Annotated in this window: 19 protein-coding genes; 8 read left to right on the top strand and 11 right to left on the bottom strand. The window is 59.2% G+C overall.

Annotated elements, in window-relative coordinates; all coding sequences use genetic code 11:
• Nucleotides 1-143: 143 nt before the first annotated feature.
• The 7 genes from M9924_11000 (at nucleotide 144) to M9924_11030 (ending at nucleotide 7,455) form a co-directional block, all read left to right on the top strand.
• A complete protein-coding gene (locus M9924_11000) occupies nucleotides 144-2,129 on the top strand; it encodes an AMP-binding protein (protein MCO5064925.1) in 1,986 nt (661 codons plus the stop codon).
• Complete coding sequence (locus M9924_11005; GenBank protein MCO5064926.1) at nucleotides 2,126-2,953, top strand: ABC transporter ATP-binding protein; 828 nt, start codon at nucleotides 2,126-2,128, stop codon at nucleotides 2,951-2,953. Before M9924_11000 ends, M9924_11005 begins: the two co-directional genes overlap by 4 nt.
• A gap of 9 nt (nucleotides 2,954-2,962) precedes the next feature.
• Nucleotides 2,963-3,112 carry a DUF3096 domain-containing protein gene (locus M9924_11010; protein MCO5064927.1) on the top strand — a complete coding sequence of 50 codons (150 nt, stop codon included), beginning with the start codon at nucleotides 2,963-2,965 and terminating at the stop codon, nucleotides 3,110-3,112.
• Between the two features lie 2 nt (nucleotides 3,113-3,114).
• Nucleotides 3,115-4,074, top strand: a complete 960-nt coding sequence (locus M9924_11015) for a branched-chain amino acid ABC transporter permease (protein ID MCO5064928.1) — start codon at nucleotides 3,115-3,117, stop codon at nucleotides 4,072-4,074.
• A 6-nt stretch (nucleotides 4,075-4,080) separates the two neighbouring features.
• Complete coding sequence (locus tag M9924_11020; GenBank protein MCO5064929.1) at nucleotides 4,081-5,157, top strand: branched-chain amino acid ABC transporter permease; 1,077 nt, start codon at nucleotides 4,081-4,083, stop codon at nucleotides 5,155-5,157.
• Nucleotides 5,158-5,238: 81 nt separating this feature from the next.
• Nucleotides 5,239-6,558, top strand: a complete 1,320-nt coding sequence (locus M9924_11025) for an ABC transporter substrate-binding protein (GenBank protein ID MCO5064930.1) — start codon at nucleotides 5,239-5,241, stop codon at nucleotides 6,556-6,558.
• 63 nt (nucleotides 6,559-6,621) lie between these two features.
• Complete coding sequence (locus M9924_11030; protein MCO5064931.1) at nucleotides 6,622-7,455, top strand: ABC transporter ATP-binding protein; 834 nt, start codon at nucleotides 6,622-6,624, stop codon at nucleotides 7,453-7,455.
• A 105-nt stretch (nucleotides 7,456-7,560) separates the two neighbouring features.
• Here M9924_11030 and M9924_11035 read toward each other — a convergent pair whose 3' ends face one another.
• The 11 genes from M9924_11035 to M9924_11085 all read right to left on the bottom strand — a co-directional run bounded on the left by M9924_11035 (nucleotide 7,561) and on the right by M9924_11085 (nucleotide 19,627).
• Nucleotides 7,561-8,625 (bottom strand): ABC transporter ATP-binding protein, encoded by a 1,065-nt coding sequence (locus M9924_11035; GenBank protein MCO5064932.1) that lies wholly within the window; start codon nucleotides 8,623-8,625, stop codon nucleotides 7,561-7,563.
• Nucleotides 8,626-8,635: 10 nt separating this feature from the next.
• The gene (locus M9924_11040) at nucleotides 8,636-9,454 is read right to left on the bottom strand and encodes an ABC transporter permease (GenBank protein ID MCO5064933.1); all 819 of its coding nucleotides are present in this window, start codon (nucleotides 9,452-9,454) and stop codon (nucleotides 8,636-8,638) included.
• Nucleotides 9,451-10,350: an ABC transporter permease subunit gene (locus M9924_11045; GenBank protein MCO5064934.1), complete on the bottom strand. Its 900-nt coding sequence runs from the start codon at nucleotides 10,348-10,350 to the stop codon at nucleotides 9,451-9,453. Before M9924_11045 ends, M9924_11040 begins: the two co-directional genes overlap by 4 nt.
• A gap of 64 nt (nucleotides 10,351-10,414) precedes the next feature.
• Complete coding sequence (locus M9924_11050; protein MCO5064935.1) at nucleotides 10,415-11,518, bottom strand: ABC transporter substrate-binding protein; 1,104 nt, start codon at nucleotides 11,516-11,518, stop codon at nucleotides 10,415-10,417.
• Between the two features lie 252 nt (nucleotides 11,519-11,770).
• Nucleotides 11,771-12,940, bottom strand: coding sequence for an iron-containing alcohol dehydrogenase (locus M9924_11055; protein ID MCO5064936.1), 1,170 nt, complete (start codon nucleotides 12,938-12,940; stop codon nucleotides 11,771-11,773).
• 2 nt (nucleotides 12,941-12,942) lie between these two features.
• Nucleotides 12,943-14,331 (bottom strand): aldehyde dehydrogenase family protein, encoded by a 1,389-nt coding sequence (locus M9924_11060; GenBank protein ID MCO5064937.1) that lies wholly within the window; start codon nucleotides 14,329-14,331, stop codon nucleotides 12,943-12,945.
• Between the two features lie 38 nt (nucleotides 14,332-14,369).
• Nucleotides 14,370-15,740, bottom strand: a complete 1,371-nt coding sequence (locus tag M9924_11065) for a glutamine synthetase family protein (GenBank protein MCO5064938.1) — start codon at nucleotides 15,738-15,740, stop codon at nucleotides 14,370-14,372.
• Between the two features lie 75 nt (nucleotides 15,741-15,815).
• A complete protein-coding gene (locus M9924_11070) occupies nucleotides 15,816-16,880 on the bottom strand; it encodes a TRAP transporter substrate-binding protein (protein MCO5064939.1) in 1,065 nt (354 codons plus the stop codon).
• Nucleotides 16,881-16,957: 77 nt separating this feature from the next.
• Nucleotides 16,958-18,283, bottom strand: a complete 1,326-nt coding sequence (locus tag M9924_11075) for a TRAP transporter large permease subunit (GenBank protein MCO5064940.1) — start codon at nucleotides 18,281-18,283, stop codon at nucleotides 16,958-16,960.
• A complete protein-coding gene (locus M9924_11080) occupies nucleotides 18,280-18,792 on the bottom strand; it encodes a TRAP transporter small permease subunit (GenBank protein MCO5064941.1) in 513 nt (170 codons plus the stop codon). Before M9924_11080 ends, M9924_11075 begins: the two co-directional genes overlap by 4 nt.
• Nucleotides 18,793-18,802: 10 nt before the next feature.
• Nucleotides 18,803-19,627, bottom strand: coding sequence for an N-formylglutamate amidohydrolase (locus M9924_11085; GenBank protein MCO5064942.1), 825 nt, complete (start codon nucleotides 19,625-19,627; stop codon nucleotides 18,803-18,805).
• Between the two features lie 147 nt (nucleotides 19,628-19,774).
• Here M9924_11085 and M9924_11090 point away from each other — a divergent pair, with 147 nt between their 5' ends.
• On the top strand, nucleotides 19,775-20,602 hold the full coding sequence (locus M9924_11090; GenBank protein ID MCO5064943.1) for a MurR/RpiR family transcriptional regulator: 828 nt from the start codon (nucleotides 19,775-19,777) through the stop codon (nucleotides 20,600-20,602).
• The last annotated feature ends 119 nt before the right edge of the window (nucleotides 20,603-20,721 follow it).

The following is a 20,721-nucleotide window of genomic DNA, read 5'->3' on the forward strand; positions in this document are numbered from 1 at the left end:
CGGGGTCTGTCTGTCAAGGCCGGGATTGATATTCGGCAACGTCGCCTCCTAATCTCGCGATAGACCAACTGCCTATTTGCGCTTGGCGCTTCAGGTGGCAGTATCGATACAGACCGCCTTAAGGCGGCAGGGAGGAGAATGGCATGAATGCGACGGCGTTGCCCGCCGGCATAACGCTCGACACTTTCCCGAAATACCTTCTGCTGAACGCCCGGCGTTTCGGTGACAGGCCTTCACTGCGGCACAAGGACTACGGCATCTGGCAAAGCTGGACCTGGGCCGAACAACTCGATGAAGTGCGTGCCCTGGCGATTGGGCTGCAAGGCATGGGTTTGTCCCATGGCGAGCGTGTTGCGGTCATCGGGGCCAATCGGCCCCGGCTTTACTGGACCATTTGCGCGGCGCAGTCGCTCGGCGCGATCCCGGTGCCTGTCTACGCCGACGCCGTGGCCGAAGAGCTTGCCTATGTGCTGGATCACGCCGAAGTGCGCTTCGCGGTCGTGCAGGACCAGGAGCAGGTGGACAAGATCCAGTCGTTCGCGGGCAGCATCCCGCTGTTGCACACCATCGTCTATGACGAGCCGCGGGGCCTTCGCGACTACGATCACACGCATCTTCATTCCTTCGCCGATGTGCAGGCGGAGGGACGTTCGCGGCTTGCCGGAGATCCGCAGCTTGGCACGCGCTGGGAGGAAGGCATTCGTTCAGCGAGCGGCGACGATATCTCCGTGATGCTCTACACGTCCGGCACAACCGGACGTTCGAAGGGCGTCATGCTGACGGCGAAAGGCTCCGTCGCGGCGGCAAGCGATACGGTTGTATTCGATCACCTCACCGAGAAGGACAGCGTGTTGGCCTACCTGCCGCTGGCATGGGTTGGCGACCACTATATGAACTATGCGCAGGGATACGTGTCCGGCTTCTGCATGAATTGTCCCGAAAGCGCGGAAACCGTCGCGCAGGACCTGCGCGAAATCGCACCGTCCTTCTATTTCGCGCCGCCGCGGGTGTTTGAGGGGCTGTTGACGAGCGTGACCATCCGTATGGAAGACGCTAGCAAGCTAAAGCAGCGCCTGTATCGCTATTTCATCGGTGTTGCCCGGAAGCACGGAGAATCCATACTGGAAGGCAGACCTGTGCCGCTTGGTGCAAGGCTGTCATATGCGCTGGGGCGCTTTTTCATCTATGAGCCGCTGAAGAACGTGCTCGGCATGTCGAATATCCGCGTCGCCTACACTGCGGGCGAGGCGATCGGGCAGGACCTGTTTTCCTTCTTTCGCTCGCTCGGCATCAATCTGAAACAGCTCTACGGGCAGACGGAAGCATTCCTCTACGTGACCTGCCAGAAGGACGGCGCGGTGCGCTCCGATGCGGTCGGGCCTGCCGCTCCGAATGTCGAAATCCGGGTGTCCGACGCGGGCGAGGTCCAGTTCAGGTCGCCGGGACAGTTTTCCGGCTACTTCAAGCAGGATGAGGCGACTCGGGAGACGGTCACAGACGACGGTTTCGTAAAAACAGGTGATGCAGGCTTCTTCGAAGCGGACGGTCAGTTGAGGATCATCGACCGTGCCAAGGATGTCGGCAAGCTCAATGACGGCGCGCTGTTTGCGCCGAAGTATATCGAGAACGTGCTGAAATTCTTCCCGAACATCAAGGAAGCGGTGGCGTTCGGTCACGGCAAGGACTTCGTGACTGCCTTCATCAACATCGATCTTCAGGCGGTGGGCAACTGGGCGGAGAAGAACAACATCGCCTATGCGTCTTACCAAGAGCTGGCCGGACATCCGGAAGTCTACAGAATGATTGCCGGGCATGTCGACGAAACCAACCGGCGGCTGGCGCAGGAGCCGATGATGGCGGGCGCACAGATCAGGCGATTTCTCGTGTTGCACAAGGAACTCGATGCGGATGACGGCGAACTGACGCGCACGCAAAAGGTGCGGCGCAGCTTTGTCGCCGACCGCTATGAGCCGTTGATCGACGCGCTTTACGACGGCTCCGCTGAGAAGAGCGTCGAAACCGAGGTGACCTATGAAGACGGGCGCAAGGGGCGCATCCGCGCGACAGTGCGGATCGATGATGCCCCCACCTATGGCGGGAAGGCACCGATACGGGAGGCCGCCGAATGAACATGCATCCCGAACATACCGAAATCGTCGCCGCACATGATGACGGTATTGCGCCCGGCGAACTGCTCATGGATGTGCGCAACGTATCCCTGCGCTTCGGGGGCGTGAAGGCGATCACCGACATTTCCTTCAATGTGAGGAAGGGCGAAATCCGCGCCATCATCGGGCCGAACGGCGCTGGCAAGACATCGATGCTGAATGTCATCAACGGGTTCTACACGCCGCAGGAAGGCACGATCACTTTCAGGGGCGTGCAGCGGCGCGCAATGAAGCCGCATCACGCCGTGCGGCAGGGCATTGCGCGAACCTTTCAGAACGTGGCGCTGTTCAAGGGCATGTCCACGCTCGACAACATCATGGCGGGTCGGTCCGTGAAGATGAGCCGCGGACTTGGCTGGCAGATGCTTTGGCATGGTCCCGCGTTACGCGAAGAGATCGAGCACCGCGAAAAGGTCGAGGAGATCATCGACTTCCTCGAAATCCAGCACATTCGCAGAACGCCCGTCGGCAAGCTGCCATACGGATTGCAAAAGCGGGTCGAGCTTGGCCGCGCACTGGCGATGGAGCCGTCCCTTCTTCTTCTCGACGAGCCGATGGCGGGCATGAACCTTGAGGAGAAGGAGGACATGAGCCGCTTCATCCTCGATGTGAACCGCCAGCGCGGCACGACAATCTGCCTGATCGAACACGACATGGGCGTCGTCATGGACCTTTCGGATCGAGTGGTCGTGCTGGACTACGGCAAGAAAATCGCCGACGGCGTGCCGGATGAGGTGAAGTCCAATCAGCAGGTCATCGATGCCTATCTCGGCGTGGCGCATTAGGAGCAGGAAATGATCTTTTCGTCACTCACCATTACGCCGCTCATCTCGTTGATCGCCGGCATACTCATTCTCGTCATGCCGCGCCTGCTCAACTACATCGTGGCGATCTACCTGATCCTGATCGGCCTTGTTGGCCTGTTTCCGAATTTGGCCGGCTGACCATGGAGTGGCTTGATTCCGTCTTCGTCAAACCGTTTCAGGACATGGTCGCGGCCCCGGATTTCCTGTTGCAGGTGCTGTGGGAAGGTCTCGTCGCGGGCGTGCTCTATGCGCTGATCGCGCTCGGTTTCGTGCTGATCTACAAATCCTCGCGCATCTTCAATTTCGCGCAGGGCATCATGGTGGTGTTCGCCGCGCTGACACTGGTCGGCCTGCATGAAAAGGGCGTGCCCGCGCTGCTGGCCGTTCCGCTCACCCTGGTGGTCATGCTGATCCTCGCCATCGCCATCGAACGCGTGGTGCTTCGACCCCTGGTCAATCAGCCGGACATTATCCTCTTCATGGCCACGATCGGCATCACGCTGTTTCTGGTCGGCTTCGGGGAACTCATTTTCGGCGGCGAGAACAAAGTGATGATCACCGAGCAGTTGGGCATTCCGACCGGCAGCTTCACCTTTGAGCCCTTTGGAGGATTCGTTTCCATCGAGCAGAAGGATTTGACGGCGGTGATCGGTGCGGTGGTGCTGGTGGCCGCGCTGCTGGTGTTCCTCAACAAGTCGAGGATGGGCCGCGCCATCCGTGCGCTTGGAGATGATCATCAGGCAGCCCTTTCGGTCGGCATTTCGCTTTCGACGATCTGGGTGCTGGTCTGGTTCATCGCCGGCATCATCGCTTTGGCGACGGGCATCGTGTGGGGCGCGCGCGCGGGCGTTTCCTTTGCGCTCGAAGTGATCGCCTACAAGGCGCTGCCGGTGCTGATGCTTGGTGGGCTCGAAAGCGTTCTGGGCGCCATCATCGGCGGACTGGCCATCGGCATTCTTGAGAAGCTGTTCGAGATCTATTGGGGCCAGCCGCTTCTGGGCGGCAACACCGAAACCTGGTTCGCCTTCGTGTTTGCACTCATCGTGCTGCTTTTCAGGCCGCAGGGCCTGTTCGGCGAACGTATCATCGAGCGGGTGTGACACGCGATGCTCTACCGTACCGCCGGCCAGTACAAGACAAGCTACCACGCCGACCACGCCCTGTTTCCGGTGAAGCAGGATGCGTGGTTGCTGGGGATCATCCTGCTTTTCGCCTATGCCGTCATTCCCATGACGGCGAGCGAATTCGCTTTCAATGCCTTGCTCATTCCAGTCCTGATCTACGCGCTTGCTGCGCTCGGGCTGAACATTCTCACCGGCTATGCCGGGCAATTGTCGCTTGGAACCGGTGCGTTCATGGGCGTTGGCGCTTATGCCTGCTTCAAGATCGTCACCGCCTTTCCCGAACTCAATATCGTGATCGCGATTGCGCTGTCCGGTCTTTTTTCGGCGGCCGTGGGCGTGGCGTTCGGCCTTCCGTCGCTTCGTATCAAGGGGTTCTATCTCGCGATCACCACGCTGGCGGCACAGTTCTTCCTGGTGTGGCTGTTCGAGAAATGGGGCTGGCTCTACAATTATTCTTCCTCCGGCGCGATTCAGGTCCCGAACATCCAGATGTTCGGGATCACGGTCGCAGGACCGAACGCCGCCCCGATGACACAATATTACTTTGTCCTGGGCGTTGTGACGCTCGTGACATGGTTCGCCATCAACATCACGCGCGGACGCATCGGGCGTATCTGGAAATCCGTACGCGATATGGACATCGCCGCCGAACTCGTCGGGATCAACCTGATGAAGGCCAAGCTGTCGGCTTTCGCAATCTCGTCCTACATCGTAGGCGTGGCGGGTGCCTTGTTCGTCTTTCTATGGCGCGGCGCCGCGGAGCCGAACCTGTTCGACATTCCGCTGTCGTTCCGCGTGCTCTTCATCGCGATCATCGGCGGGCTCGGATCGATACTGGGAAACTATCTTGGCGCTATCCTGATTGTCGCCCTTCCGGTCGTCCTGAGCACGCTGCCGGGCATGCTCGGCATTCCGCTTCAATCGGCGACCGCCGAGCATCTCAATGTCATGATCGTCGGTGCGACGATCATCCTGTTCCTGATTGTGGAGCCGCACGGGTTGGCGCGCTTCTGGCAGATCATCCGGGAAAAGCTCATCATGTGGCCATTCCCGCACTGACTTCGCCCGGCGGCGGGCGTGGACGAACGGGGTAGGTTCGCCCCATCCATCAAGGAGAAACGGACAGTTGGAGGAGATAGAATGAAACGCTTGATGAAGACTGCCCTGCTGGCGAGCGCCATCGCGGCAGGCACGGCATTTGTCGGATCGGCCAAGGCCGAGGATTCAGTGCTGTTGCCGAACCTGTCATATCGAACCGGCCCCTTCGCGGCGACCGGCACGCCACTCATGAACGGCCAGCGCGATTATATGACCATGCTCAACGAGCGAGATGGCGGGGCCAATGGCGTTATCCTGAACTATCAGGAGTGCGAGACGGGCTACAACACCGAGAAGGGTGTCGAATGCTATGAAAAGACCAAGGCGGAAGGCGCTATCGTCACCCAGCCCTGGTCTACCGGCATCACCTTGCAGGTGCTGCCGAAATCCAACGTGGATTCGATGCCTATCCTTGCGCCCGGCTACGGCTTTTCCGCGATGCAGGACGGCAAGATATTCAAATGGGCGTTTAATCCGCCCGCGTCCTATTGGGACGGCGCGTCGATGATCCTTCAAAACATTTCCGACGGAAATCTCGACAATCTCAAGGGCAAGAAGATCGCGCTGCTGCATCTCGACCACCCCTTCGGCAAGGAGCCCATTCCCCTGCTCGAAGCGCTGGCAAAGAAGCACGGCTTCACCCTCCTGCCGATTCCGGTCGGCCTGAAGGAAATGCAGAACCAGTCGGCGCAATGGTTGCAGATCCGCCGCGAGCGTCCGGATTTCGTGGTGATGTGGGGATGGGGCGCGATGAATGCGGGCGCCATCACGGAAGCCGTGAAAACCAAATATCCGATGAACCAGTTCGTCGGCATCTGGTGGTCGGGGCTGGATGCAGACCTCAAGCTGGTCGGCGATGCGGGCAAGGGCTATCGCACGCTGTCGTGGAGCTATCCGAACAATGAATCCAAGGTGATGAAGGACATCAAGCAGCTTGTTGTCGATCCGGGAAAATCCATGCTGAACACCAGCACGGGCGAGTTCGACTGGGTGTTCTATCAGCGCGGCGTGCTGATTTCCGCCATGCTGGCCGAAGGCGTGAAGGAAGCGCAGAAGCACTTCAACACGAAGGTTGTGGACCGGGAGCAGCTTCGCTGGGGGCTTGAGAACCTCGATTTCAGCGAAGCAAAGATCAAGGAGCTTGGGCTGGAAGGGATGATCCCGCCGTTCAAGACGACCTGCGGCAACCATACCGGCCATTCCGGCGCCTGGATGCTTGAGTGGGACGGTACGAAATTCGTGAAGGCTTCGGACGTTCTTCAGGCCGACCGCGCCGAGATTGATCCGCTGGTCGCGGAAAAGGCGAAGGAATATGCCGACGCCAATCAGCCTTGGCCGACCAACGACGAATGCAAGATGTAAACGCGATGGAGCGCTTCCCGCAGGGGGAGCGCTCCGTCCTGATCTGAACTGGCGATGGTGACCATGAGCGAAGCGGCGGCAAAGGCAGAACTCGCGAAGCCCATTCTTTCGGTGAACAATATAGAGGTCATTTATGACCACGTGATCCTCGTCCTGAAGGGGGTTTCGCTGTCCGTGCCCGCAGGCGGCATCACCGCGCTGCTGGGCGCGAACGGGGCCGGCAAGACAACGACGCTCAAGGCGATTTCAAACCTCCTGCATGCAGAGCGCGGCGAGGTGACGAAAGGCACGATTGTTTTTGAAGGTGAACAGGTGCAGTCGCTCTCGCCCAACGAACTGGTGCGCCGCGGGTGCATTCAGGTGATGGAAGGGCGGCATTGCTTCGGACATCTTTCGATCGAGGACAATCTGATGACCGGCGCGTTCACCCGGCGCGACGGCAAGGCGGAAATCAACAGCGACCTGGAAATGGTCTATGCGTATTTCCCCCGCCTGAAGGTGCGGCGCGCCAGCCAGGCAGGCTATACGTCAGGCGGCGAGCAGCAGATGACGGCCATCGGTCGCGCCCTGATGTCGCGTCCGAAAATGATCCTGCTGGACGAGCCGTCGATGGGGCTCGCGCCGCAGCTCGTTGAAGAAATCTTCGAGATCGTCAAGAAGCTCAATGAGGAGCAGGGTGTATCTTTCCTGCTGGCGGAGCAGAACACCAATGTCGCGCTGCGCTACGCGAAGTACGGATACATTCTCGAATCGGGGCGCGTGGTGCTTGACGGCGAAGCCGAAGCGCTGCGCACCAATGAGGACGTCAAGGAATTCTACCTAGGAGTTGGTGGGGAAGGGCGAAAGTCCTTCCGCGACGTGAAGCACTACAAGCGCCGTAAGCGCTGGCTGTCCTGACCATCGCTGATGTTTTGATTCAAGCACTTCGCGCGAGGATTCAACCGCATCGCAAAGCGATTCAACTTTGCCGGGTAAGTGATTGATGGCGAGTCGCTTTTCGTTCTAATGCAGCACCAGAACGTCATTGGACGCGAAGGTTATTTTCGTGCTGTCTCCGATCGTCGGTGGCGGCGTGCGTGAGTTGTTGAACGTGTCGAGCGCAATCGTTTCCTTGCCGAGATTGACCCGAACGCGAATGACCGAACCGAGGAAATGCACGTCGGTGATCTTGCCGTGCAACTCGGCGTCATTGCCCTTATATTCGCCAAGAGCCATCGCTTCCGGACGCAGGGCGAGCGAAACGGTGTCGCCGTTTTTCGAGCCGTTGAGCGATCCCTTGACGGCAATTTCATCATTGTTGACGCGCACCTTGCCAAGTGCTGCGTCCACCACCTGACCCTCCATGACATTCAGCGTTCCAACAAAATTGGCGACGAATTTCGTGGCGGGGCGGTTGTAGATTTCGAAAGGCGTGGCGACCTGTTCCGCGACGCCGCCATACATGACGACGATCCGGTCGGAGATCGACAGCGCCTCTTCCTGATCGTGCGTCACAAAAATCGTCGTGATGCCGAGGCGCTTCTGGATGCTCCGGATTTCGTCGCGTAGTGAGACGCGCACCTTGGCATCGAGCGCGGACAGCGGCTCGTCAAGCAGCAGCAGCTTAGGGGAGGGCGCCAATGCGCGCGCAAGCGCCACGCGCTGCTGCTGGCCTCCGGAAAGCTGATACGGATAGCGGTCGCCAAGCTGCGGCAGTTTGATGATGTTCAGCATTTCCTGAACGCGCTTGTCTTGGTCTGCCTTGCTCGCTCCGGCGACCTTAAGTCCGAATGCGATGTTCTGCGCGACGGTCAGGTTGGGAAACAGCGCATAGGCCTGGAACACCATGCCGATGTTGCGCTGGTTCGGTTTCAGGTTGGTAACATCCTTGCCCGCGATGAAAATCTTGCCGGCGGTAGGCTCTTCGAAACCGGCCACCATGCGCAGCACCGTTGTCTTGCCGCAGCCCGACGGGCCGAGGAAGGAAACAAATTCGCCGGGTTCGACGTCGAGATTAAAGTCCTGAACGACCGTGTTGTCGCCGAAGGACTTCTTGACGTGCTGGATCGAGAGGAATGGCTCGGCCATGGAATTGTCCTCAGTTCGGGCGGTTCGCGGATCGCGGAGCAAATCGAGACAGGAATTGTATCATCGCCATACAGCCCCAGGTCAGGGCGAAAGCGATGATGGCAAGCGCGGCTGGTTCGTAGGCGCGATTGGCCCCGAGGTTCTGCATATAGGGTCCGAATGCGGGCCGGTTGAGCAGGGACGCCATGGTGAATTCGCCGATCACGATGGCGAATGTCAGGAAGGCTCCGGACAGGACGGCGATCAGCACATTGGGCAGGATGACGCGGGAGATGATCGTTGCCCATCCAGCGCCGAGAATCTGCGCCGCTTCGGTAAGCGTCGGAACGTCGATCGTTCTCAAGCCGGTATCCACCGCGCGATACATGTAGGGAAGCGACAGCACCGCATAGCCGATCACCAGCAGCACGTTGGTGCCGCCGGTCGTACCGAGGAACGGCAGGTAGGAATTGGAGCCGTACATGCGGATATAGCCGAATACGATGACGATGGCGGGTATCACCAGCGGCAGAAGCGTGATGAACTCGACCAGCGGACGCAGGTGCGGCATGCGCAGGCGGATCCAATAGGCCGTGGGCACGACGATCAAAATGCCGAGCACGATGGTGAAGGCGGCGGCAATCGTCGAATAGGCAAAGGTCGCCTGAAAGCGCTCGTCACCGAACACCTTGTCGAACACGCCGAAGGAGTATCCCTGCCCGAACAGCGAGAAGGTGGGACTGTTGCGCTGGCGCATGGAGAATTCCAGCGTGGCGATCAGCGGAACGATGAAATAGGTCGCGCCGATTGCGAAGGTGAGCCATGCCCACCAGGTGCCGCCCTTCTTCATTTGAGCCACCTTTCGCTGCGTGTGCGGAACCAGATGTAAAAGATGTTGGCGAGGCCCGTTATGAAGATCATGCCGAAGGCGAGCGCGTAGCCGAGGTGAGGATCGTTCAGCACATCCCCGCGTATCTGCGCGTAGAGCAGGATGGGTACGATGTTGAGCGACGAGCCTGTGAAGGCATAGGCGGTCGCGATGGCGCCGAAGGCATTTGCGAAGAGCAGGATGACCGTGCCGAGAAAGCTCGGCCACAGAACAGGAATGAGAACCATGCGCCAGAACTGCCACGGCGTCGCGCCGAGCGTCGCCGCAGCTTCGCCCCACTCCTTCCGCAGTCCATCCAGCGCGGGCGTGATGATCACCACCATCAACGGAATCTGGAAGTAGAGGTAGACGAGGATCAGGCCGTAGCTGCTGAGCAGGTTGAAGCCGGTCGAATAGAGGTTCATGCCGAACACATCGCGCAGGATCACGGTCACAAGGCCGAGCCTGCCAAGCGTGGCAATGAACGCAAATGCCAGTGGTACGCCGGCAAAATTTGAAGCAACGCCTGAAAACGTCATGGTTGCGGATCGCACCCAATCGGGCAGGCCGCCGCGCACAATGGCGAGCGCGATCGCGAGGCCGACCAATGCGCCCAGCATAGCCGACCAGAAGCTGATCTTCAGCGACACCCAGTAGGACGAGCGGATCGATTCATCCAGAAACAGCTTCCAGATGTTTTCCAGCGTGAGCTGCCCCTCATTGTTCTGAAACGCGCCAATGATGAGATACATTGTCGGCAGGATCAGGAACAGCAGAGCGAAGATGAGAAAGGGTGCTACCCCCAGCCACTGCGTCGGCAGGCGGATGGCGCTGGTGGACGGGGCGGGGACTGTCGTGGCTGTTGCTTGCTCGGTCATGCGCTCACGCGAATATGCGAGAAAGTGAACCGGGCGGCACATGGCCGCCCGGAAATGACATCGCTTACTGGACGTTTGCGCCGACGACGCTGTCCCAGTTCTTCGTGATCGCGTCCTTCATCGCCGCCTGCTCATCGAGCGTCGGGAAGACCGCGGCTTCATAGGCCGCTGCCGGAGGCATCTTGTCGAGCAGCTCCTGCGGGATCTTGCCGTTCTTTGCCAGATCGTTGAAGCGGATCGGATGGCAATAGCCTTTCAGCCAGCCAAGCTGTCCTTCGTCCGAGTAAAGATGCTCCATCCACAGTTTGGCTGCATTCGGATGCGGCGCGTAGGCGCTGATCGCCTGCACATAAACGCCCGCGACAACGCCGGTCTTCGGAACGATGACGTCCACCGGAGGGTTGTTGTCCAGCGTGTCCCGACCGCCAAGCGCGTTGTAGTCCCACGTTACGAGGATCGGGGTCTGACCCTGCGCGAGAGTCGCGGACTTGCCGATGACCGGAACGAAATTCCCCTTGGCGTTCAATTCCTTGAAGAAGTCCAGTCCCTTGGTGCCGCCTTCTGCGCCTGCTGCCGCACCTCCGGCCAGCCCCGCCGCGTAAACACCTAGGATCGCCTGGTTCGAAGCGCGGGGGTCACCCGCCAGCGCGACGGAATTCTTGTAGTCGTCCTTCATAAGGTCGGCCCAATCCTGCGGCGAGTTCTGCACGAGGTCCTTGTTCACCATGAAGGCCAGAACGCCGTAATAGTCGCCGTACCAGTATCCTTCCGGGTCCTTGGCATTCTCGGGGATCGAGTCCCAGGTGGAAACCTTGTAGGGCTGGATGAGGCCATCGGCCTTTGCGGACGGTCCGAAGGAAAGGCCGACGTCGATCACGTCCGGTGCTTGCGGGCCCTTGTTGTCCTTGTTGGCCTTGATGGCTTCGATCTCGTCGCCCGAACCCGCGTCCGGATTCAGTTCGTTCACTGTGATTTCAGGGTACTTCTTCTTGAAGGCGTCGATGACTTCCCCATAGCCGCACCAGTCATGGGGCAACGCGATGGTGGTCAACTGGCCTTCCTTCTTCGCGGCTTCGATCAGCTCGGCAGATTGTGCATTTGCGAGCGTGCTGGTGACCATAAGCGTCGCGGCGGAAAGGGACAGGATCTTTCCTGCAAGTTTCAGCATGAGTGTTCTCCGTTGGACCTTGGGCATCTGTGGACGCCTGTTATCGTTGTTAGGCTTGTCAGATGACAGTTCAATGAACCGTCCGGGTCGCGTTCACTGACAGTGAAGCGCCTAGCCGGCGAGGTTGCAATACGTTCGGATTGTTGTTCGGCTATCTACTCCCAAATTGCCTGTTGCCATTTTGGTATTATTGATTGGCGAGTCAATAATGGTTTTGGGGGATGGCGCCCGCCTTCCCCCCACCCGAGTTTGTCAGCCTTCGTCCAGTGCTGCGTTCAAAAGCGAAAGTGCGCCCTTCTTGGTCAGCTTGACGGGGTTCCCGCCAGCAGTCGGATCGACAACCGCCATGTCGGCTATCAACGTCTTGCGCTTGTTGTCCATGTGCAGGTCCTTGATGAGACCCTGCAGCGTGTTTGGCACCTTGAGTTCCTTGCGCAGCTTGAGCACGGCCTTGTTGAAACCGTCGAAGCCTCCCTTGATGCCGCAATAGGCAGCAAGCCGCCCTATCCGTTCCTCGATTGCATCGCGGTTGAACGCCAGCACATAGGGCATGAATACCGCGTTGGTCATTCCGTGGTGCGTGTCGTAGAGCGCGCCGATCGGATGGGAGAGCGAATGGATCGCGCCGAGGCCTTTCTGGAAAGCGGTGGCGCCCATCGCTGCGGCGCTCATCATATTGGCGCGTGCGGTGATGTCCTTGCCGTTGGCGAATGCCTTCGGAAGGTTCTCGAAAACCAGCCGGATGCCCTCCACCGCAATGCCGTCCGCCATCGGGTGGTAGCCGGGCGCGCAATAGGCCTCAAGGCAATGCGCGAATGCGTCCATGCCTGTGCCGGCGGTGATGAAGGGCGGCATACCGACCGAAAGCTCAGGGTCGGCAATGACGATGGCGGGCATCATTCTGGGGTGAAAGATCACCTTTTTCGTGTGCGTCGCCTCGTGGGTCAGTACCCCTGCGCGCCCCACCTCGGAGCCGGTGCCGGCCGTGATCGGCACCGCAATGATCGGCGCAATCTTGTCCCCGTCCGCGCGGGTCCACCAGTCGCCTATGTCCTCGAAGTCCCAGACGGGGCGTGTCTGTCCCGCCTGGAAGGCGATCAGCTTGCCAAGGTCGAGCGCGGAGCCGCCGCCAAAGGCGATCACGCCGTCATGCTTGCCCTTTCGGAAAGCGGCGACGCCGGCCTCCAGATTGGTTTCGACCGGATTGGGCCGGACCTCGGAGAACACGCCGTAGGAAATTTTCGCGTCATCCAGCAGCTTCAGCGTCTTTGGCACGACCGGGAGCTTTGCAAGGCCGGGATCGGTGACAAAGAGCGGCTTCCTGATACCCGTTGCAGAGAGCGCGTCCGCAAGCTCCGAGATACGTCCTGCACCGAACCTCACTGTGGTCGGATAGTTCCATTTTGCGATGAGCTTGGTCATGGTCAGATTTTTTCCCGCAGGTGGTAGCTCTTGGGCCGGGTAAGGTTGTCGTAGCCGATTGCTGAAAGTGCCGCGCCCTTTCCGGTGTCCTTGACGCCTGTCCAGACAAGCGCCGGGTCGAGATAGTCACAGCGGTTCATGAAGATCGTGCCGGTCTCCACCTGGTCGCCGATGCGGATCGCGTGATCGATGTCAGCGGTCCAGACCGAGGCCGTCAGGCCGTAGGGGCTGTCGTTCATCAGTGCGACTGCTTCGTCATCGTTGCGCACTTTCATAATGCCGACGATGGGTCCGAAGCTTTCCTCGCGCATGACGCTCATCTGGTGATTAACGTCGGTCAGGACTTCCGCGGGCAGATAGGGCGAGCCTTCCCGGTCACGTGCGTCCTTGGTGTTCATGTGCGCGGTGGCGCCCTTGCGAAATGCTTCGGCCTTCTGCTCGCGGATCAGGTCGGCGAAGCGGGCCTGCGCCATCGGCCCCATCGTCGTTGCTTCTTCCAGCGGATTTCCGAGCCGGTAGGATTTCGTTTCTGCAACGAAGCCTTCCACAAACTCATCATAGACTTTCTCATGGACGTAGATGCGTTCGATGCCGCAGCAGCATTGCCCGGAATTGTAGAATGCGCCCTCGACGAGGTTTGCGACCGCGTGGTCCATCTTGGCATCGGGCAGGACGTAGGCGGGGTCCTTGCCGCCGAGTTCGAGGCCGAGCGTCATGAATGTTCCGGCCGCCGCCCTTTCAATAGCGCGCCCGCCCGCCACGGAGCCGGTGAAGTTGACATGGTCGATCTTGCCGGAGCCGAGCAGCTTCTCGGTCTGCGCGTGGTTGAGAACGACGTTCTGGAACACGCCCTTCGGCAGCCCCGCCACCTCGAATGCCTTGGCGAACCTCTCGCCCACCAAAAGCGTCTGCGCGGCATGCTTGAGAATGACGGTCGAGCCGGCGATCAGGGCGGGCACGATGGTGTTGACAGCCGTGAGATAGGGATAGTTCCACGGCGCGATGACCATCACCACGCCGAGCGGCTCCTTCTTCACATAGCGCGTGAAGCCGTCTTTGGGATTGGACGCCATGACCGGCTTCAAAGCCTGTTCGGCGATTTCGACCATGTAGGTCGTGCGTTCCCTGACGCCGCCGAATTCGCCGCCATAGCGCACCGGACGACCCATCTGCCATGCGAGTTCCGGCACGATTTCATCGCTCATGGCAACAAGCGCCTCGAGCATCTTGAGAGCAAATTTGCAGCGCTCGGCAATTGGCAGCGCCGCCCAGCCGGGCTGTGCGGCGCGCGCGCCCTCAACCGCCTTGCTGAGTTGCGCGTCGCTGGCGATCGGACGCTCGACATAGATTGAGCCGTCGACGGGTGAAATGAGCTTGACCGTTTCGGACAATTTTTCCTCTTTTTCCTGGGGTGTTTTTCTGCCGCTGTTCAGTAGCGTTCGAATCCGCGGTGCAGTTCCCAATCGGTAATGCGCCGGTCATATTCGAGCTGCTCCCAACGCGCAGTATGGACGTAATGCTCGATGACGTCTTCGCCAAAGGCGGCCTTGAGCATCTTCGATTTCGACATGGTTTCCGTCGCTTCGCGGAGCGTCTTGGGAATTTCGGGCAGGCGGGCCGCCATATAGGCGTCGCCGACGAAAGGTTGTTGCAGTTCGAGTTTTTCATCGACCCCGGCCAGCCCCGCTGCAATGAGCGCGGCAAAGGCAAGGTAGGGGTTCAGGTCCGCGCCGCCGATGCGGCATTCCATGCGTATCGCCTTGGTGCCTTCCCCGCAAAGACGGAAACCGGCGGTGCGATTGTCCTCGCTCCACATGATCTTTGTGGGTGCGAAAGTCCCTGACTGGAAGCGCTTGTATGAGTTGATGTAGGGCGCAAGAAACCAGGTGAATTCCTTCGCGTATTTGAGCTGTCCGGCACACCATTGCCGACCGAGCGTGGACAGCGTCCATGGCTCGCTGTTGTCGAAGAAAAGAGGTGTCTTGCCGTCCGCGCTCCAGAGCGAATTGTGGATATGGCTGGAATTGCCGGCAAGGCCATAATTGTACTTCGCCATGAAGGTCACGGCCTTGCCTTCCTGGTCCGCGATCTCCTTGGCCCCGTTCTTCAGGAAGACGTGGCGGTCGGCCATTTCGAGCGCTTCGGCATAGCGCACGTTTATCTCTTCCTGACCGGGTCCCCATTCGCCCTTCGAGTTTTCGATCGGAATTCCGGCGGCGTGCATCTCGTTGCGCAGCCGGCGCATGTAGCTTTCTTCCTTGGTGGTGATGCCGATCTGATAGTCGCCGATATAGGGAGAGGCGGTGCCGAGGTTCTGCCAATGCTTGGCGCGCGCGGAATCATAAGTTTCGCTCAGCAGGTAGAATTCCAGTTCGGAGGCGAAATAGCCGATATAGCCTCGCTCTTTCAGGCGCTCGATTTGCCGGCGAAGGATTGCGCGCGGCGAATGCGGCAGGTCCCGATGGGTGTGGTGGTCCTGAATATCGCAGATAACCAGCGCCGTCTTTTCCAGCCACGGAACGCGCCTCAGCGTGTTCAGGTCGGGCTTGAGCGCGAAATCTCCGTAACCCTGACTCCAGCTCGCCGCCTTGTAGCCGGGCACCGGCTCCATATCGATGTCGAGCGCGAGCAAATAGTTGCAGCCATGGGTTTCGTCAGATGCGGATTCCGCAAAAAAGGAAGCGAGGAACCGCTTGCCAAAAAGGCGGCCCTGCATGTCGACGCCGCATGCAAGCACCGTGTCGATCTCGCCGGAGACAATGGCCTTTTTCAGTTCATCGAAGGGCAGATTAGCGGGCATTCATAGCTCCAACATTCCATTTGCGCGATTGCGGACACGCGCCCGCCGACGGGGCGGGCGCGCTTTCCGCCGGCCTCAGCCGTAGCGGTAGGGCGGTCCCGCCTTTACCATCGTTGCGTTGTAGTTCTTCAGGATTTCAACGACTTTGCCGCTGCGCGGCGTCTGACTTGCGATCTCATCCCAGAACTTGACCGCCTCGTCTTCCACCTGCTTCCATTCTGCATCCGGAATAGAGGTCAGTTCGAGCTTTCCGGTCGTGCGATAGTTTGCTTCGCCCGCCCAGTACCAATGCAGGCGGTAATAATGCGAACTGTCGATGCACATGCGGAATAGCTGTTGCAGATGCTCCGGCACGGCCTTCCACTTTTCCGTATTCACAAAGTAGGAGCCTGCCCACGCACCTGAAAGCGGGTTGGTGAGGAAATATTTCAGCACATCTGCCCAGCCCACCGTATGCATCTCGGTTATGCCGCACCAGCAGACGCCATCGAGTTCGCCGGTCTGAATCGCAGGCTGCACGTCTTCATATGGCAGCGAAACCGGCACGACGCCGAACTTGGAAAGGAACTGGCCGCCGGTCGGGAAGGTGTAGACACGCAGGCCCTGCAAATCGGCAAGCGACTTGATCGGCTTGGTCGTGCCGAAATTGCAGGGGTCCCATGAGCCCGTCGACAGCCATGTCACGTCCGGAATTTCAGCGTAGGCCTCTTCCCATATTTCCTTCAGCCCGTGCCAGTGCCACAGCGCCGGAACATCGAGCGAGTAGCGCGCGGCAAGCGGGAAGTACGCGCCGAAAACCTTGACGTCGACCGGGGCGGCGGCAGAGTCGTCGTCGCTCTGTGCTGCATCGATCGTGCCCGATTGCACGGCGCGGAAAAGCTCGCCTTGCGGCACGAGCTGATCTGCCGTGTAGAGCTCGATCTCCATTTCGCCATTGGCGGCCTTGTTGAACCAGTCGATCGAATTCTTGATGACATGCTCCGCCAGGGCGGGACCGGCATAGGTCTGCAGACGCCACTTGATCGGCGCCTGCGCCTTGACATAGGGCGTCGCCAGCGTGGTCGCGCCAACTGCGCCTGCGCTTGTCAGAATGGATCGTCTCAGGAATTCACGCTTGTTTACGGGTTTTGGCTTTTCCATCTCTGCAGTCTCCCATTGATAAGAATTGCTTTGTCTGCCTTGGCTGGTTGGTCGGTTTCCGCCCTTTTCTCTTGTGTCTATCTTCCCGAATAAAGTGAGGGCAGCCAGAGCGAGATCTGCGGGAAGATCATTATCAGCGCGAGCGACAGCACCATCAGCAGGAAAAACGGTGCGATGGAGCGATAGATGTCGATCAGGGTGATCTCGGGTGGCGCCATGGCCCGCATCAGAAACAGGTTATATCCGAACGGCGGCGTTATGTATGCGATCTGGCAGGTGATCGTGTAGAGTATGCCGAACCAGATGGGATTGAAGCCGAGACTGATGACAAGTGGGATATAGAGCGGGGCGACGATCACGAGCATTGCCGTATCGTCAAGGAACATGCCCATGATGATAAACGAGAACAGCATCAGGATCAGTATGGTCCATGGGCTGAACTCCCATGTGTCCAGGAGCAAGGACTTGACCGCCTTCACCGCGCCAAGGCCGTCATAAACAGAGCTGAAACACAGCGCGCCGAGGATGATCCAGAGGAACATGCAACTGATGGCCAGCGTGTTGCGTGTGGAATCCTCGAACACCTGCCAGTTGAGATTTCCGCCCCACCATGCGGCCAGCGTTGCAAGCGCCGCACCGACCGCAGAGCTTTCGACAAGGCTTGTGGTGCCCGTGAGGAAGAGGCCCATCATGATCGCAAAAATGGCGAGCGGCAGCAGGCCCGAGCGCAGCAACGCGAATCTTTCCTGAAATGTGATGGCAGCTCTTTCTTCTGCAGGAAGTGCCGGTCCGGCATCTGGCTGCAACAGGCAGCGGACATAGACGTAGATGGCGAAGACAACAGCCATCAGCAAGCCCGGCCCAACGCCCGCCAGCCACAGATCGATCACCGGTTGGCGCGCGATCATCGCATAGAGCACCAGGACCACGCTTGGCGGTATGAGGATGCCGAGTGACGAACCCGCCTGGATGACGCCCGTGACCATCACCTTGTCATAGCCGTGTCGCAACAGTTGCGGCAGCGCAATGGTCGCCCCAATCGCCATGCCCGCAACCGAAAGGCCGTTCAGCGCCGCGATAAGAACCATCAGGCCGATCGTGCCCAGCGCCAGCCCGCCGCGAACCGGTCCGAACCAGACATGGAACATGCGGTAGAGGTTGTTCGCTATCCCCGATTCCGAAAGCATGTAGCCCATGAAGACGAAGAACGGGACTGTAATGAGGGGATACCAGTTCAGCACCTGAAAGGATGCGTTGAAGGGCATTTCGAAAGAGCCTTCGCCCCACAGCCAAAGTGCTGCGGCAGCCCCTACGAAGCCGATGACACCGAACACGCGCTGTCCTGTGAATAGCAGCACCATCATTGTGCCGAACATGAACAGTGTGATGAATTCTGAACTCATGCGATCGGCTTTCCGCGCATGATGGCTATGTCCTTGACGAGCGATGAGATCGCCTGGAGCAACATGAGGAATACACCGGTCGTCATGATGATCTTGATCGGCCACAGCGGCGGACCCCACGCCGTGTAGTTCTTTTGCCCATAAACAATGGCGTATTCGGTGCTGGACAGTCCGCCACCGAACAGAATCACCAGATAGAAGATCACGAAGAGGATCGTAAACGCATCGAGCGTGGCGCGCTTTCTCGCATTGAGCCTGCCGTAAAAGAGATCCATCCGAACGTGCTGGTCGAGTTGCAGCGTATAGGCTCCACCCAACAGGTAGTAGGCGGAGAGGATGAACTGCGACATCTCAAGCGCCCAGTTGAAGGGTGCGCCGAGGATGATGCGAGATGCGGTCGATGCCAGCAGAATTGCCCCCATCACGAAGACGAGGTGCATCGCAAAGCGACCGACCCACCTGTTTATACTGTCCACGTAGCGGACGAATGCCACTGCTGCTGCTGGCACGTCGTGTTTCCTATTGCGTAGTCTGCAACCTTGCTGAATGAGCACCGGATTCTGCTCGAACGGTCTCAGGCGCATCGACTGTGACGGCCTTGCCGGCCAGGATTTCTGAGAGCCGGCGCGCCCATTTTTCCTGGTTCGCGGGGTCCGTTAATTCATCGTTGCGCAGTTCGATCATGACGCATGCCAGACCGTGAGCGCGCCCGTGTCGCTCAAGTGTGAAATAGACGCGGTCCGCAGGCGAATAAGGCTCGTTGTCCCCAACCATCAATTCCTTGTCCTGCTGCAACTCGACCAGCAAAGGCGTCGCAAGCCGCATGTCCTCGTCGTGCAGGACGCCGATATGCCATGGCCTAGCGAATCCGTTATAGACCGGGGTGAACGAGTGTATTGCGACAAGCTGCGTCTCGCGGCCTTGCGACAAGCGCGTTTCGACAATCTCGTCTATGGCGGAGTGATATGGTTCGTAAGCCAGCGCAATGCGCTCGGCACGTTCTGCCTCGCCGAGATTATGGTTGCCGGGGATGGCGGTGCTTTCACTGACCGTCCAGATCAGGTCAGGCGCATCGAGAGGGCGGTTGCAATCGATGATGAGGCGAGAAACACAGGATTCAACGAGGGTTGAATCGAGCATCTGGGACATCAGCCGAGCGACGGCGGCGGCTCCGGGGTCCCATGCTATGTGCCGGTTCAGCTCATTCTCAGGGAGACCAAGCGTGCCGAAACGTTCGGGTACGAAGTTGGATGCGTGGTCGCAAAGCAGCACGAAAGAGCCGAGCCCATGCCGGTTCGTGACCTGAACCGGCTCGAACGCAATTTCAGCGTCCACTGACTCCATAAGGCTCCCCTTCAGCCCTGTACTGAATAGTACGGAATTTTCACAAAGTTATTATTTTGGATGATTTCATACAAAACGCTTGGCATTGTCAAACGAGAATTTCATTCTGTGATTGCAGAAGGTGGCGGGTGCAAGGGGAGGTTTGGCATGGATGCGAGCATTGCAGAGCGCATCGCGGATCGCATCGACCAGATGCCGGCCGGGGAGCGTCGTTCGGCACAGACTCTCATGGCGAACTACCCGCTGATCGGACTGAAAACCGTTGCGGAATTCGCGCAGCATGCCGAGGTTTCCTCGCCGACAATATTGCGCTTCGTTGCGCGACTTGGTTTCCAGAACTACCCCGATTTTCAGGCGGCGCTGCAGGCCGAACTCGCCGCCCAGATACAATCGCCTCTTTCGCGCACCACCATGCCGACGGCGATAGCTCCGGGCGAGACCGGTACGATTGTGGGAGCGGCAATCGAAAATATAACGGAGACCTTCCAGCACATTTCCGGCAAGCAATTTTCGGCGGTTGTCGCGCAGCTTTCCGATCCGCGCAGCAGGCTGTATTTCGCGGGTGGTCGTTTCAGCGATTCAATGGCTCGCTATCTGGCCGCGCACCTTTCGCTCGTGAGGCCGGGAATCACCCATCTGTCCGGGCAGGAAAGCACGTGGCACGACAAGCTGGCCGACATGGGCAAGCGCGACTGCCTCGTGATTTTTGACATTCGCCGTTACCAGACGGGTCTCTTCACCTTTGCGGAAAAGGCCGCGCGGCGTGGTGCGACGATAGTGCTGCTCACCGACCAATGGGTGTCTCCCATCGCGCGCGTTGCTCGGCACGTCATCTCCGCCCGCACCTCATCCCCGTCGGCGTGGGACTCCTCCGCCGCATTGTTTGTGCTGGCAGAGGTGCTGATCGATGCCGTTACGCGCGAACGGGCGGAAGACGGCGCCCGTCGGATGGAGGACATCGAGGCGTTACGGTGAACTTAAATTTGTAACAATCGCGTATGTTACAGAATTTTAAGGTGCCGCTTGAATAGGCTTGCCATAAATGTGTTCGCAATCCTCTGGCGCGCGTCGTCTGTCGGGCTATGATCACATAG

It is taken from the genome of Rhizobiaceae bacterium (genome assembly GCA_023953835.1).
GTDB lineage: Bacteria > Pseudomonadota > Alphaproteobacteria > Rhizobiales > Rhizobiaceae > Mesorhizobium_G.